Source organism: Paenibacillus sp. MB22_1 (assembly GCF_047200555.1).
Classification (GTDB): Bacteria; Bacillota; Bacilli; order Paenibacillales; family Paenibacillaceae; genus Fontibacillus; species Fontibacillus phoenicis.
Map to the genome: position 1 here is coordinate 2,654,557 of NZ_JBLADV010000002.1, position 16,087 is coordinate 2,670,643.

A 16,087-nucleotide genomic window follows, 5' to 3' on the forward strand; every position below is an offset into this window, starting at 1 on the left:
TTTTAGGGGTTGTTTTTGTTATGCCATAAAAGGGAGGATGTACATTGATTTCAAAAATTCAGGCGATAGTATTCACAGTTCTTATACTAGTTAGTTTTGTCCCCTTTACTGCCCATGCAGCTTCTAGTGAAGCATCTTCAATAACTCAGGAGATTGTAGAAGGGTCTAAGGGATTTAATCCCGAGGAAGTAGGAAGCCGCTTAAACAAGAAAGGAGAAGAACTTTTCGAAGCAGCACGATCGGGAAGTAACTTTTATATCTATCTTGCACTAGCTGTTTTCCTCATTTTACTTATCGGCGGGTTGTTCTATAAGAAGTTACTTTCAATTGCTTTTCTACTCTTGTTTCTATCGATTATTGGATATCTGATCATCAATTTCTGGCCTCAGATATTTGATACGGTTGTGTCTATATTAGATTGGCTGTTCGATAAGGGAGGAAGTAACGTTGAAGCTGCACTTGGTATTTGATTTATCAATACTGACTCCGCTCGCTGGAGCCTTGGAAAAACAGGGACACTCAATTACTGGTACGGATGTAACGCTTGAGCAGTTTGCAGTTGCTGCATCAGCAGGGCAGGTGGATGCAGAGATTGCGATTGTTGACGGTGGTCTGGGGGTCATACGTAGACAGGATTGCGTAACCCATCTTAAAGAGGTGCGCATGCGCGTACCCGATATGCGGCTAATTGTCATCTTGCCTGAATTAGATAGCGAGTGGCAACGGAGTTTAGGAATGTATGGTATATATGATGTTTATGCCGCTGAACAATTCGGGATAGAGGATGTACAAAGATGGATTCAAACGAAAAAAACATTGGCTGATATTCCTGGCTTTAATCCTGAATTACCTTCTCAAAAGAAAGTTGAGAGGAAAGTTGGGTTCTCTTTAGAGAAGAATAAGGGAAAGGTCCAGACGCTGTTGTCTGACTGGACAAGGGGATTTAAACGGGCTGAAAAAAATACTGCACCGGTAAATGATGAAAGTAAAGAGAGAGAAGCCCGGGAGTTAACAGATCATGTAAAGAGTCCTGTGACTATAGAAGAAAAACAGGAATATGTAAACGTGGATAAGCAAAAGAAAACCGATTCTCAACCGGAGAAACTGCCGATCCATGTATCCCAGCCCTACATCGTTGCAGTTGGGGGACTGGCACGTAGGAGTGGTAATACACACACAGCCCTCCAGATTGCCTATGAGACAGCGAGTAAGGGATTGAAAACGGCTTTTGTTGAATATAGGAATAAGCCCAGACCATCAGACATCGTGAGTTTTGCTACAGATTTTGACGGTTTAAAGTTCAAGCGACACGGTATTGATTTCTTCCCTAATCGTTCACCATTTGATGTAGCTGAAGTTTATACGCTCGAGTATGACTCAGTTATTCTTGACCTTGGCGTATTGGTGGATGAGAACGAAGGAAGATTAGAAATGAATTCGGCTGCGCAAGAATTTTTGCGTTGCCCATATCAACTCATTACGCTCTCAGCTGCACCATGGGATTTGCACTATATCGTCCAACATCTGAACGAACTCTCTGTTCTCTTGAGAAAATCATCATTCATCATTAACTATGCCGATGAAGATATGATCAAGGAATTTAGAGAGATGTTCCCATCTATAACCTCTATTATGAATCTTCTAGAGGCTAATCCATTTACGGATGCAGGGGAACTTGCTTATTGGCTGGAGCAGCCCAAGGCAAAAAGAAAACGATGGTTTGTACATTGAACTACTCCACCTTAATTTCTTACGAAATTTGAAGATGGAGATTCCTAAGAACACCTTCGTAACCGAAAGTTTTTTATTAGGCTATCCCCGCAGTTCCTGCGGTTAGAAGTCTTATGGCTTCATTTTTAAGATTCCTACTTGCGTTAATATCCCTGTCGTGATGTGTACCACATTCTTTGCATTCCCACTCACGCAATGCGAGATTCTTAACGTCTTTGTTGCGGTAGCCACAACTAGAACATAGTTGACTGGAAGGGAAGGTTTTCGCAACTGTTATAACCTGTTTTCCGTACCATTTTGCCTTGTATTCAAGCATGGTGCGAAACTCTGACCAACTTACTTCACTAATAGCTTTTGCTAATTTGTAGTTCTTTAACAGATTGGATACTTGCAAATCTTCAATCCCGATGACATCGTGGTTTTTGATGATTTCGGTAGAGATTTTATGCAGGTAATCCTTTCTTGCGTTCGTCATTTTTTCATGTAACCTTGCAACCTTGATTCGTTGTTTATGCCAATTCGAAGAACCTTTTTTTCGTCTTGACAGTATACGTTGTGCTTTTGCTAATTTTTTCTCCAATGTACGGAAGAATTTAGGATTCTTATATACTGTTTCGTCTGACAAGATCGCAAAGTCTTTTAACCCAACATCAATACCAATAGCAGAATCTGTTTTTGGTAATGGATTCACTTCTGTTTCGACAAGAATGGATACTGAGTATTTGCCACTTGGATGACGTCTAACTGTAACGTTAAGAATTCGACCTTCAAGTTCGCGACTTTTTGCAAAACGAACAAGACCCAGTTTCGGTAATTTGATTTTGTTACCAACAATGGCGATATTATTGTTTGTGTGCTTTGTCGTGTAAGATTGTACCTTATTCTTCTTAGACTTGAAACGTGGTGCTTTATTCTGTTTCTTGAAGAAACGAGAAAACGAATCAGCGAGGTTTTTGAGTGAGGATTGAATCGCAATGCTATCGACTTCTTTTAACCATGCGAATTCTTTCTTGAGGTGGGGAAGTCTGGCGGAACAAGCATGGTAGGTTAAGCCTTTGCCGTTTTCTTTGTATGCTTGATTCCACTTGTCCAAAAAATAATTAAACACAAATCGACTGCAACCAATCGTTTTGGCAATTAGAATTTCTTGTTCTTTATTCGGATAGATGCGAAACTTATATGCTTTATTGACTAGCATGATACTCACCTCTTTTCACAGGAACATTTGTTTCTATTATAGTATACATTCATGTGAAAGTATCCCCATTATTTGAAAAATACTAGTTAGTTTCCCCTGAAAAAGTCAGGGTGTTTTGAGCATAATTAAAAGGAATTCAGCACCTCAAAATGGAAATTGTTATTGACGAGATAACAAAGTTCCACACCCCGAGGGAAGAATTCCTTTGCTATAGGAGTTCAACAGAAGCCCTCGGGAATCCTTCCAAGAGGTGAAGAAAATGTTGAAACTTCGAGACGAGCAATTGACCATCTGGGATGCCATTCTCCCGGAATCTGTTAGAAAGTTGCCGGTCGAGCTTGCAATCATAGATCAATTACTGGACGACGACCGTTTTCTTCAACCGTTTACTGAGTTGCACCCGAAAGGCAAGAAAAGCGGCCGTCCTACGCTTGCAATTGAAAAGTACATCCGTCTTATGGTCCTGAAGCATAAATACAATTTGGGCTACGAGTCACTCGTGAAGGAAGTCGGTGACAGCATCACATGGCGAATGTTCTGCCGGTTTGCCATCGACGAACCGATGCCCGACCCGTCTACGCTCATCTATGCCCGCAAACGCTACGGCGACAAGATCGTCGAAGACATCAATGCCGCACTCGTAAAGCAGTGTGAGGAAAAAGCCGTTCTGAAAACCCGCAAATTGCGCACGGATACGACGGTTGTGGAATCCGACATCCATCACCCGACAGACGCTACGCTGTTGCAAGATGGCGTAAAAGTCATCACTCGAACGATTCAGAAAATCCGGAAAGTCGCCTCCCACACTGTTCAAGGCTTTGAAGATCGTACGGCAGAAATCAAGGAAAAGATTCTGTCCATCGCGAAAGTTCTACGTCGCCGCACCCGTGAATCTTGGGAAGAAGTTGACCGGATCACTGGGAGCGTAATCGAAGTAGCCGAGAACGTTGTGAACAAGGCGCAAGCCGTTATCGAGAAACTGCAAGACAAGGGCAAAGCTGCTCTTCGACAAAGTAAAACCAAACTGACCGAGGCGGTCACGCTAACCGGCAAGTTGTTGGAACAAGCCAAACAGGTCGTTTCCGGCAATCGAATCATCGCAGATCGGATCGTCAGTTTCTTTGACCCGGAAGCAAGACCGATTAAGAAAGGTAAGCTGGCCAAAGGAACTGAGTTCGGCTACAAGGTGCGAATCGACGAGACGGAAAGCGGCTTTGTGACCGGCTACGCTGTCTACGAGGGGAACCCCTCGGATGATGAACTGCTCGTTCCCGCTGTACAGGCGCATATCAAGCAATTCGGCAAAGCGCCGCAAGCTGTAGCGACCGACCGCGGTTTCTCAAGCAAGAAGAACGAAACGGCCATTACCGAACTTGGTGTGAAGCGAGCTAGCTTGCCGCGAAAGGGCAAAAAAGGCATTGCCCGATCCGAGTACGAAAACGAATTATGGTTCAAAGACTTGCAGCGTTACCGTGCAGCTGGAGAAGCGAAGATTAGTCTTCTCAAGCGGAAGTACGGTTTGAACCGCAGCAGGTATCGGGGCTTTGTCGGCTCAAAATGCTGGGTCGGCTTCGGGATTCTGACCCACAACCTGCAAAGAGCGGCAAAAATGCTCCAAAACTAACATGGAAACCGATCATTAGGGAAAGTTCCCCCTCACAACCCAGCCAGCAACCCGAAACTATTTTTGAAAATCGACTTTTTCAGGAGCAACTAGTTAGATTGTTGAGGGTTATCCCTTGTCCGAAGGCGATTCATCTCCACCCTGCTTCGCTGAGGATGGAGTCTTCTCGCCTAAATACAATAAAGTAAGCCTCTACTCTATTTTTGAGTGGAGGCTTTTTTTATTTAAGAATGAGGGGAACATCTAATCCCCGTGATTTTTATTCGGAAAGGAGACACGAAATGCTTAGATGGAAGAAAGAAAAAGAACCACCGCGCTCACCGACAGGCGTTATGGTTGCACTATGGAACCCAGCGGGTACAGATTCTTCACTTCTCTTAGAGAAGCTGTTGAATCTGGTAAAAAAACGGGAAGAAACGGCCGTGGTTGTTGAGTTTCCATGTTTGGGTTTGCCGCGCGTGGCTTACCGCATGGGGGTGTCGGAGCTGGAGCATGCACAGTCGGTGGATCAGTTGCTGATTGACTATGATAGGGGGATGCTACAGGGGATTCACCAGTATTTACATCACTTTGATGGGTTTGATGGATTACTGATTCAGCCCAAGAGCAAGCCTGACAGCCCTACGCTGATTAAGCTACAGCAAGAAAAGACGCTGAGTGAATTGCCCGCGTATTTGAAAGTCCATTTGTCTGGATATCACTACGTCTTTACGGTCCTGCAGGGGCAACTGATTCATCCAATGACCTTTTTCTCGTTAAAAGAAGCAGATCAAGTCGTGCTAAATATGAATGAGCCGGTTGAAATTATTCGTACTTATGCAGCCTACAAAACGCTAAAACAGGACTACGATGTGCAGAATGTAAGCTTATTTAGTAACGAGTTTAGAAATAGTGACTTTAAGGAAGAACCTATTCTAAGCCGTCCAGAACAATTATTTGCATTATGGGAGGGAGAAAAGGATGGCTATCGGATTGATCAATCCGGCAGAGTTCGTACAGTACCGTCGGCCTGAAATTAAGGCAACCAGTACTCGCAGCAAGACGGACGACGAAAACCTAAAGACTTTGCTGGAGCGGACGCAGCAATACCTTATCACAAACTACAATGATGAGTTTGTCCGGGCAATCATTGATGAGCAAGCACGGAACAGGGTCAAATACCATATCTCAGACTTCATCCGGGATCAGCGAGACTTGAAATTTAGCATGGATATTAGCGAAGTTATTGACTATATCCGTACTGAAATTACGGAGATGGGCGTGTTGCAGCCGGCACTGGATGATCCAGCAATTAGCAGTATTGAGATTAACGCTCCTGCGGAAGTGATTGTTGAGCGCAATGGGTTTCCTGTGCATATGACCGAAATTCGTTTTCGCGACAACGATCATATTTATCAGACCATTGATAAAATGCTTATGCCAATTGGTAAGACACTTACTGCAAATGAGCCTGTTATTGACGCGAATTATCGCGGGTTCCGTATCAATGTAATCATGGATGTGACTAGGGGAGGGGTCAGTACCCACAGCCCGATCATCTCCATTCGCAAATTTCCGCCGGATGTATTTTCGGATGAGGAATGTATTTCTTACGGAAACATTTCAAAGGAAATATCCGAATTTCTTAAGGATGTTCTACCTTATGGGGTAAACTGCATCATCGCGGGGGGAACGAATAGCGGAAAAACCACGCAACTCATACGCTTTCCTCAGTACTACGATCCATTGACCCGATTTTTCTGTATTGAGGATTCCGAGGAAATGTTGCTCAAAGCTAAGCTTAGCTATCAGGATTATCCCAATATCGCTTCCGTAATTGTAAAGGAGCATGAGGATGATCGAAAAGCTTATCCCATTCCGAAACTTGTGAAAACGAGCCTTCGACAGAATCCTGATGTTATTTTGATCGGTGAGGTACGGGATGAATTTGCTGCCAGCCAAGCCCTTGTGGCTGCGAACACAGGACATATTGTCCACCTAACGATACATGCTAATGGAACAGAAGAGGCTGCTGTGCGGTTTTTACAACTTTCAGGAAATAATCCTATGACTGCATCACAGATCGTCATGTCCTTTGACCTGATTTTGTTTCAGAAATATGAAGCGAGTACTGGGAAAAGGGTGGTCTTTGAAATTGGTGAATTGATTGGTTTTGAAGGTGATAAGCCGATTATTCAACCAATATTTCAATATGATCCAGTTCGTCGTCGATTTAATCAGACGGGAAAGCTGACAAAGCTAAAACGAAAACTGATTGCCGAAGGCGCTCCTGAAGAAACAATATCTCGTTGGTGTGAGGAGGAGTGAGTAATGTCATTATGGGTCAGTTTCATTTACTTTTTTGCTTTGTCTCTTGTAACATTGCTGCTGGTCGTTCCTAATGCCAATGCAGGTAAGGGATTCACACTCTCCAAGTTTCTTGGTTATGAGCAAGTGCGTAAGGAAGCGGAGACGGTTGGGTGGTCACTCACCTTTCGGGAGTTCGCTTTCCTGGTTATGTTTTCCGTTGGTTTGATCGGCTTGATTGCCTTGTTCACAGGAAACTACTTTTTTATTGCCTTGGGAGCCGTATTGTCTTTTACATTGCCAAGAACGATTGTCCTGAAAGTGAAACGAAAAATCAGACAAAACGTCCTGTTCGATCTTCCTTCAAACTTGCGTCTTTTTATCAGCAAGTTAACTGATTTTCCGAACGTCCAGAAAGCATTAGAAAATGCAGTGCTTGATATGGACGGTGTGACTAAGCCGATCTTCGAAAAAGCATCCAATCAATTACGCGTGGGGCTTCCGATTGATCGAGTTTTTGAAGAGATGTTAAGTGAACTGAAGATCAGAAAGATGGAAGACTTCTTGGATAAGCTCAGAATGGCTCAGATGGAAGGATTTCATCCTCAGTCATTGGATAGTTTGAAGGAAACCGTGGATGAGATTGGAGAGGATATCACTCAGATTCAGGAACTGGACATTGAAGCTAAAAGCAAACGAAAACAGCTTTTTACTGTCATCGGTATGGCGTGGATGATGCCAGTCATGATGTCCTTTATGAACAATGGCAATGCAAATGTCTTTTTAAATACTTTGCATGGTCAGATTTATATAGTTTCCTTTGCAGCCGCAACGCTGTTTTCTATAGGAAAAGGCGACGATTACCTGTCGCTTAATCTCGACAAAGTTTAAAAAGGGGGGATGTCCATTGATTGTATCTAATATCTTGCTGTTTCTGTCCGTCATGATTATTTCCGGACTGGCATTAAAAGTTTTGTTGCCCAGTTTCGATATGGAAAAGCGCTATGCGAATCAGGCAGCGTTACTTCAGAAAAATCACAGAGAGTTACGGCAACTGAAAATGGACCCAATCACGGTTATGTTTGCAGAAAGGCTCATGCCGAAGTTACTCAATCTTCGGCTGCCAATTTTTAATGGGAAGCTTCGTCGGATGTACAATCTGCTTGGAAAAGAAAACACCTTTGAGGAAGAGCTTGCTGACAAAGCGGTTAAATCGCTTGCCGGGAGCCTTCCTTTTTTAGTGCTTCCTTTTCTGCTCGATCTTCCAGTTCTGTTTTTAGCCATACCGTTGGCAGTAGCTGTGTTCTTTTTTGCGCAACTTGGTGAAATAACCAAGGCCTATAAGCGCAGGCAGGAAGAGATCACAAGGGATTTGCCGCAGCTCATAAGCAAAATGATGATCGCTCTCGAAACAGGTAAGTCATTCATGACGACAATTCAGAGGCTGGAGGAAACGAGTGGTCCCCGGATGAAGAAAATGCTGGCACGGCTCAATGCCAACATCCGCATTATGAAACTCACCGATGCCGTAGATTTGTTTGCAGCTGAAACCGATGTTCCCGTCATGCGGGACTTTGCTGCTGCGGTAAAGATTGGGATTAATAGCGGTTATGGAGAAGCAAAGAAGTACTTCGACAGCATTAAGGGTGATCTCCGGAAACTCCGGCTTGCTGCGCTAAAGGAAGTCACCCGTAGCCAGCCAGAGAAGATTAAGATGCTATATATTCTGGTGGCTCTTCACGCCTTTGCAGCCGTCATTATTGCTTTTATTGATATTTTTTCACAAATACAAAACTTATAAAATTTCAGGAGGTAATTGGAATGAAAAGATTTTTGAACAAAGTGGTAACTTGGAAAAATGGTGTGGCTGAGAAGTTGGTAGTTCGTACTGAAACAGTTGTACTCAGATTGGCAAGACCTTTACAAAATCAACAGGGGGCTTCAATCGTAGAAATTTTGGGTTACGCACTGTTAGCTGTACTTGCTATTGTGGTTGTATGGGGCTTGATCAAAGGCTGGCTCCCTACTTTCTGGCAATCCATCACAGGTAAACTTGACAACCTTTCTTAATGATTAATACCAAAAAAAGCCACGGGAGGGGAGAGAAGTTCGGTGCTTAAAACATGGCTAGCTCCGCTCAGGAATAACCGTGGAGCTGTAGGTTCCATTCCACTCATGTTTTTCACGCTGGTCGCAGCCATTTTTCTCTATCTTGGTATCGACCTGTACGGTTACATCGTACAGCAGCAGAAATTGACTGTTGCTACAAATGAGTTGCTTGAAGTTATCAAGGCCGAGAATGGTTACGATAGTGCGAATCGCGAGCAGTTCAATAGGCTTATTCAAAAGACTGGTATTGATCCGGCTAGAGTAACTCTCACAGCCACTCCAAAACTTGTGGAAAGAGGAAATACCGTTGAGATTGAAGCTAGTATGGAATATGAATGTATCGGCCTAAAACCGCTGGGAAAGACGGTAAAGCTCCCAATACGCGTAAAGCAAGATGGTTTAGCTCGTACATTCTTCCGATGAGGAAGTGATCTAATATGTTCCGAAATCTGGCGCTGATATTATTCGGCGCCTTTGCTTTGTTTTTTCTTGCTGATTTTCTGGTAGTCTACAACGCCCATATCAAAATTGAGAAGGCTGTGGAACAAGCGCTTGATGGAGCGATTATTGCTGGTGTTCAGAAAGCAGAGAACCAGAGAGGACGCTTGGAATTAAGTGAACCTATAGCGAAGGACACGGTTTACAGCATTGTTAAATCAAATTTGAAACTAAATACAGACCTCACTAATGATTACTTTACTAATAGTAATTTGAAGACGACGGTTTCTTATTTGAATACAACTTCAAAAGCGCCAAGAATTGAAGCTCAGTTTGATACTCGTGTGAAGCTCGTTGCAGGTAAGATTTTCGGATTGGAATCTTACCCATTGACAGTTAAGCGCCATACGCCATATCTTGGAGAATTTAAGTAACAGGGAGTGAAATGTATTTTGAAAAAATTATGGAATAAGGCCACACGACGATTGCTCATCGTATTTGTCGCCTTAATTTTGGCTGGAGTAGCCGTTGCTATTCAGAGCAGCATCGTCAATAAGCAGGTGACAACGGAATTGGTTTATGTGGCAGCAGATAATTTAACTCCGTATAGTCTGGTGGAAGGTAAGCTCGTACAACGCAAGGTTGTGAAGAGTGAAGTTCCAGATGATGCTATCCGGGATTTGAAGGAGTTGGAAGGCGAATCTTGGGTAACAACTGAGGTTGGGATTCTTAAAGGAATACCAGTTTCCAAGTCGATGCTTATCCCGGCTAAGGAAAGCAAATTTGGAGAAAGTCTTGAATTAAAAGACGGAGCGATGTTTGTTGGTGTCAAGACGGACCAGGTTAAGAGTGCCGGGGACATGATTAAGCCGGGAACCATTGTTGATGCTTATGTGTACATCAAGGGGCAAGACCGACAGCCATCCGAGTTGGTTACTCCTGCTGATGATCCTTTGCTTAAAGGTCTACTCATTAAAGATAGACAGAACCAGAACGGTTATGAACCTCAGAGGGAAGGATCGGGGAATCAGAATCCGATCCCAGCCATTGCCGTCGTAGAGACTACTAATCCAGATGTGGCAGCAGCACTGATTAAGTATCAACAAGAAGGAGAGGTTTACTTCACACCGACTGGTGTGAACGTAGATGTGATTTCCCTAGAAAAAGAAGTGAATGCTGCCCAAAGCCCTGATGAAGTTTACTCATCCCCATCTGGTACGGAGTCCCCTGATCAGTGATTAGGGGACTTATTCTATAACAGGAGGTTAGATAATGTTTAGAAAGTCACTTATATTCTTGATATCCGTAGCATTGTTTACATCTACACTGCTTGGACAAGGCCCACGTGCATTTGCTGATGAAAAAGTTCAGATCAGCATTAAGGCTGATCCTAAGATTGATATTGCACTGGCAGCAGGAAGCACGAATTTAGAATTGTCTAATTTCGAGCAGGATTTAAAGGCTAAATTAGCTGCTAAAGGTGTGGATGCTAATCAGTTACAAGTACAAGCTTTAGAAATGAAGTCTATGACAGCAGAAGATACATTTGATTGGCAAATATATGACCATATTAATTATCCAGAACCGTATGGTAACTCACTTTATCGGCATATTATCGTGAGTAATAAGGATATAAGTTTCTATGGTTATACTGATAAAGCTCATAAAGATTTTATGTTCATGCCAGATTCCTCTGCGGAGAAAAAAACTTTCACGTTCGAGGTTTTAGAGCAAAAAATGGACTGGCATACACTTGAAGGGGCTGGATTCTTATTTAATGCAACCATTAACAATGGATATGTTTCAGGATATGTTATTTTATTCGGTCAAACGGAAATCAAATTATTTGAGCTAAATCAGGTAAATGTAGAACTGCTTCGAAATGGCACTTATAATTCATTAGCCAATGCAGGAAGGCTGGTTTCTACATTTCCAAGACTTGCGGTGACTTCACATCAAGTCAAAATTGAGGTAACTCCAACTAGTATTAATATGTGGGATAACAATCAAGTGTTAATAAATAACTACACTTTAACAAGCAAGTATGGGAATGGGTTTGGTCCATTTGCAAGCTACACAAGCCATGGTTGCTCTTCTGTATCTTCCTTTACGTTTAAAAATATAAAAATGGAAACGAAAAAGCCAAAGCAATACAGAGAAGTATTATTGCAACCAATCTGGAGGGAAGGGTCAGATCGCTTTATTGTCAATGTTGATAATCATGTGATTTCCGATTTAAACAGCACAACGGCTTCTGGAGAAATTTTAACACGTATGATTAATAACGCTGTTGATTACGTAGCTATAGGCTCTTCAACTAACCAAGAACAGGCCAATGCCTTTATTACACGTAACAATGGTAACGGAGTATTTATTAATGGGAGTAGCTATTCAACTGCGATCGATCAGTTAGCAAACTATATCTTCACTAAAATCAGATCGAATGGCAGTTCACAATACATGATCCTCGATGAGGATAATCATCTTGAGGTTAATCCATCTTCATTCATGAAAAATACCCAAACACCAGAATTTCCAAATGGCCGTTGGAAAATTGAGCATGATAGTACGTATTATGAGAACAGTACTGGTCAAGCTCAATGGAGCGGAAGATGGCAAAAGGATTTACCGCTGAAATTTGATAAACCAGGGCGCTATGAAATCTGGTTTGGCGAAGACCATCCTACACCACAATACCTCTATGTGCATCGTAGACCAGTAGCAGATTTTACATTAAAAGTTACTAAAGGGACTAGCAATTACACGATTACAGTTAACAATCAGTCCTATGATCTCGACATGGAGTCCACACCAACAAAGGGGATTGCACAAACGGAGTGGAAATGGCGCGAGACAACAGCCACCACATGGACAGATGGCATGATTCCTGGCAACCTTCCTTTGGGTAAGGACTATTTAGTGCAACTTAGAGTATTGGATTATCAAGGAGCATGGAGCCAACCAATGGTACGTTATGTTTCTACCGGTTCCACTGCATTGAAGCCTATTGCAGATTTTCGAGTTCCAGATCAAGTGACCAAGTATAAAACGCTTGAAATACAAGATCATTCGTATGACCCGGCTGGCAGAAACATTACACAAAGGGTTTGGAGTATTAAGAGAGAGGGTACTGAAATATACTCTGGTTCAACCATGATAAGTAACTTTTTAGCTTACGGTGCAGGGGAGTATACAATCTCATTAAAAGTTTTAAATGATGCCAATTTGTGGTCGGATGTATTTCAGCGTCATATTACAGTGACGGAGGATTTATCGGCACCTAAAATCTCATTTAGTCCTTCTGATGCAACTTGGACAAGCGATCCTGTATCTGTCACTATTCATTATTTTGATGATAGTGGATTGAGCAATAAATACTACAAAGTGACTCAATCTAACCAAACTCCGTCTTCATGGGATACGGCAAAAGATATTGAAAATATTACACTTACCAATGAAGGTCAGTGGTATATTCACGCTAAAGCACAGGATATTGCAGGGAAAGAGACCACGATCTCAGCGGGGCCATACCAACTTCAACTGTCCCCGGATATTCCTGTTTTAAAACTCAATTCTATTGGTGAGAACTGGTCCGAGATCGGATGGTCACTGCCAAACCACTCTTTAGGGGATGGATATCAGTATAAAGTTGAGAATATTACAACAGGACGCTCATGGTTAGTGAACCATCCAACGGATCATATCAGGGAAGAAGGATTGGCTGCTGGATCGATTTATCAATACCGCATAAAGGCGGTGAATCACGTAGGAGAAAGTGAATGGAGTGAACAGTTTGAAGTGCTCACTCTTCCGGCTCCTGTTGATGGTTTGAAGGTATCATTTGTGCCAAATAACAGTGGGACGGTCAATGTCTCGTTTGATGATGTTGAGTCTGCTGTAAGCTACCAACTCACTATCAAGGAGGGATCTGATATTGTTTATGAGGAGGAGCTTAACACCGCTGGAACACATCAAGTAACAGGACTAGAGGGAGGCAAGCAGTATACTGTAATTGTAACTGCTCATAATGCAAGTGGCGCTGGTCAAAGTAGTGTACTTGGCTTTTTATCTCTTCCAGCAGCTCCGGGCGAATTCCAATCCGTTCAGATCAGAGAAACAGAAGTGGAGTTGTCATGGACGGCATCGCCAACCGCAGCGCTGTATGAAGTGCTGCGTGATGCAGTAAGTCGATATAGCGGGTCTGATCTATCCTTTACTGACACCGGTCTGAAAAGCGGAACAGAGTATGATTACTCGATTTCAGCTAAGAATGAATCTGGGTTCGGTGATATCGCTTATCTTAATGGGGTTTTGACGCTTCCGGGCAAGACGAAGATTACTGTCGATGAGATTGGTAAAGATGTGGTCAACTTTTCAATTGATACGGTTCGTGGTGCTGAGAAATATGTGGTGCTGGTGAACGGAGTGAAGGAAAAGGAATTGGCTCCTGAAACAAAGCAATTTGAAATCGATTCTCTTAATTCAGGCACTGAATACACATTTGAAGTCTACGCTGAAAACCGGAGCGGTACTGGCGTAGCCAACAGAGTAACAGTCCGCACTTTGCCTGACAAACCGGGCGAATTATTGATTACAGACATTTCCGATACAACGGCGAAGCTTAGTTGGCAGCCAGTAATAGGAGCGGACAAATACAAAGTTACAGTAACGGATGACGTGTATTTTGAGACATCTGGAACTGACATTTCGCTCAGCGACTTACGGGCTGGGGGAAAATATCAGTTGAAAGTGCAGGCTGGAAATGCATCGGGATATGGTGAGGCTGCTGCTAAGACATTATTAACATTGCCAGCCAGCCCCGATGTGCGGATAGACAATGTTCAAGCCACTCAGTTTACCTTGGCTTGGAACGAGGTCATTAGCGCAACGAAGTATGTAGTTCACAACGAGCAGGGTGAGATTATTGGAGAAACAAAAGAAACCAGTTACACTATCAAAAATCTGAAGCCTGGCTCCACTCATACTGTTTACGTATCCGCCGTGAATGAGACTGGCGAAGGTAAAAAATCCAGCTTCACTCAACGCACTCTTCCGGGTGAATGGGGCATCGATCCGAATGATCCTCAATCCAGTCAACCAATCACTGTTGGAGACCGAGACGAGCATTCTGTAGTGATCGTTATCGATCCGGTTGAGGGAGCGGATCAGTACAAGATTGTTGACGACGCTGGTAACGTCGTAGGCATCATTACTGCCCCTGAAACGGCTAAGGAAATTGGTGGGTTGGAGAGTGCCAAGGAATACGACAATTGGTCGATCATCCCGATCAATGACGTCGGAGAAGGTCAAGCGGCCCCGGTTCCACCATTTGTGACACTGCCGTCGTCTAACTTTGCGGTGTCTGTTGGTAATCCGACTACATCTTCGCTGACAATCACCGTGGATAGTCAGTTAACGAACGAAGTTATTGTTTATGCAATGAATGGAAAGGAATTACACCGTGGTAAAGAGAAATCCTTCACCGCGAGCAATTTACTAGCGAATAAGAGCCATACATTTACTGTCTGGACAGAGAACAGCGCTGGAGATAAAACTGAACCTAAATTAGCAACTGGTCAGACGCTACCTGTACCGTCATCTGGTGGATCAGGTGGTGGAAGCAGCCCATTGCAACCGAAACCACCTGTAGATGAGAATGAATCCACACCTCCGAATACGGACGAGTCTCAAACTGGCACGGATAAGGCCGGGTTTGAGGACATAGACCGCAGCTTTGCTAAGGAAGAAATTCTTGCTCTTTTCGACATGGGTATCGTCAAAGGCGTGTCCGATTCCAAATTTGAACCGGACCGCCAAGTGACTCGCGTAGAGTTTGCTTCATTGCTCGTACGAGCAATGGAGCTTCAAGAAGCTTCTGACGCAGCCCTTACCTTTGAGGACGTACAACGGACGGCGTGGTATGCGCCAGAACTATCCGCCGCTGTGCTAAATGGCGTCGCCAAAGGGATCAGCGCGAAGGAGTTCCGACCACTAGATCCAATCACACGGGAGCAAGCGGCTAAGATGACCGCTAATGCGGTATATAAAGGCAATGTCCCCGCAGCTCAAGCCAACTATAAAGACGCTAAGCTAATTGCTTGGTGGGCGAAACCGGAGGTAGCTGCTCTATCTACTGAGCGAGTTATAAACGGTTATCCAGATCAGACATTTAAGCCAAAGCGTGACATGACACGGGCTGAGTGTGCCGCTCTAATTTATCGGTCCTTAGGACTTATCAAGTAATAAAATTATGCAACAAGGCACTTATCAAATGATTCTTCTAGAATTTGATAAGTGCCTTTTTTCTGTTATGTATGTTTATTAAAACCTAGAATTGTTGTTACATGTACAATTTCATTCAATGGTATCCAAACAACCTTATCCGGCGATTTTATTTTTACCCTACTGTGATCCTCTCCCCAGCTTGGTAGTCCCGAAATTTTGGAATTGTCTTTGAGTGTAAGGATAACCTCTTTGTTCTCCTTTATTGCCTTAGCTATGTAAGTCAACATTATCTCACCTCCCCACATTTTAATTCCATATATTTACATGAAATCCTTCTTTTTTTGGATGTTTTATTGATTATCTTTCTATCATCTCACTGAGATAGTTCCGAGGTCTGAAAATAGGTATATAGATTCATTAAAACAGCAGGAAAATGATTCCTTATGGCGAAAATACATACTGAGCGTCAGATAATG

The 16,087-nt window shown here is 43.2% G+C and carries 13 protein-coding genes; 12 read left to right on the forward strand and 1 reads right to left on the reverse strand.

Annotated elements, in window-relative coordinates; translation table 11 throughout:
- Nucleotides 1–44: 44 nt before the first annotated feature.
- Nucleotides 45–470 (forward strand): hypothetical protein, encoded by a 426-nt coding sequence (locus ACL02P_RS23840; RefSeq protein ID WP_412838219.1) that lies wholly within the window; start codon nt 45–47, stop codon nt 468–470.
- The gene (locus ACL02P_RS23845) at nt 448–1,731 is read left to right on the forward strand and encodes a hypothetical protein (protein ID WP_412838220.1); all 1,284 of its coding nucleotides are present in this window, start codon (nt 448–450) and stop codon (nt 1,729–1,731) included. Before ACL02P_RS23840 ends, ACL02P_RS23845 begins: the two co-directional genes overlap by 23 nt.
- A 76-nt stretch (nt 1,732–1,807) precedes the next feature.
- Here the strand turns inward: ACL02P_RS23845 and tnpB are convergent, their stop codons facing one another.
- Entirely contained in the window at nt 1,808–2,929 is a 1,122-nt protein-coding gene (gene tnpB, locus ACL02P_RS23850; RefSeq protein WP_144870681.1) for an IS200/IS605 family element RNA-guided endonuclease TnpB, read from the reverse strand.
- Between the two features lie 259 nt (nt 2,930–3,188).
- Between tnpB and ACL02P_RS23855 the strand changes: the two genes are divergently transcribed.
- The 10 genes from ACL02P_RS23855 (at nt 3,189) to ACL02P_RS23900 (ending at nt 15,629) form a co-directional block, all read left to right on the forward strand.
- Complete coding sequence (locus ACL02P_RS23855; RefSeq protein WP_019007868.1) at nt 3,189–4,553, forward strand: ISNCY family transposase; 1,365 nt, start codon at nt 3,189–3,191, stop codon at nt 4,551–4,553.
- 281 nt (nt 4,554–4,834) lie between these two features.
- Nucleotides 4,835–5,566 carry a hypothetical protein gene (locus ACL02P_RS23860; protein WP_009225528.1) on the forward strand — a complete coding sequence of 244 codons (732 nt, stop codon included), beginning with the start codon at nt 4,835–4,837 and terminating at the stop codon, nt 5,564–5,566.
- Nucleotides 5,514–6,860, forward strand: a complete 1,347-nt coding sequence (locus ACL02P_RS23865; RefSeq protein WP_036645523.1) for an ATPase, T2SS/T4P/T4SS family — start codon at nt 5,514–5,516, stop codon at nt 6,858–6,860. Before ACL02P_RS23860 ends, ACL02P_RS23865 begins: the two co-directional genes overlap by 53 nt.
- Nucleotides 6,861–6,863: 3 nt before the next feature.
- Nucleotides 6,864–7,730, forward strand: a complete 867-nt coding sequence (locus tag ACL02P_RS23870; protein ID WP_009225526.1) for a type II secretion system F family protein — start codon at nt 6,864–6,866, stop codon at nt 7,728–7,730.
- A gap of 16 nt (nt 7,731–7,746) precedes the next feature.
- Complete coding sequence (locus tag ACL02P_RS23875) at nt 7,747–8,640, forward strand: hypothetical protein (protein WP_144870677.1); 894 nt, start codon at nt 7,747–7,749, stop codon at nt 8,638–8,640.
- 20 nt (nt 8,641–8,660) lie between these two features.
- A complete protein-coding gene (locus tag ACL02P_RS23880) occupies nt 8,661–8,909 on the forward strand; it encodes a hypothetical protein (protein ID WP_009225524.1) in 249 nt (82 codons plus the stop codon).
- Nucleotides 8,910–8,951: 42 nt separating this feature from the next.
- Nucleotides 8,952–9,371 carry a DUF4320 family protein gene (locus ACL02P_RS23885; protein WP_412838221.1) on the forward strand — a complete coding sequence of 140 codons (420 nt, stop codon included), beginning with the start codon at nt 8,952–8,954 and terminating at the stop codon, nt 9,369–9,371.
- 14 nt (nt 9,372–9,385) lie between these two features.
- Nucleotides 9,386–9,820 (forward strand): hypothetical protein, encoded by a 435-nt coding sequence (locus ACL02P_RS23890; RefSeq protein WP_412838222.1) that lies wholly within the window; start codon nt 9,386–9,388, stop codon nt 9,818–9,820.
- Nucleotides 9,821–9,838: 18 nt separating this feature from the next.
- Nucleotides 9,839–10,624 (forward strand): hypothetical protein, encoded by a 786-nt coding sequence (locus tag ACL02P_RS23895; protein ID WP_120464981.1) that lies wholly within the window; start codon nt 9,839–9,841, stop codon nt 10,622–10,624.
- Between the two features lie 34 nt (nt 10,625–10,658).
- Entirely contained in the window at nt 10,659–15,629 is a 4,971-nt protein-coding gene (locus ACL02P_RS23900; protein ID WP_412838223.1) for a fibronectin type III domain-containing protein, read from the forward strand.
- Nucleotides 15,630–16,087 lie beyond the last annotated feature (458 nt).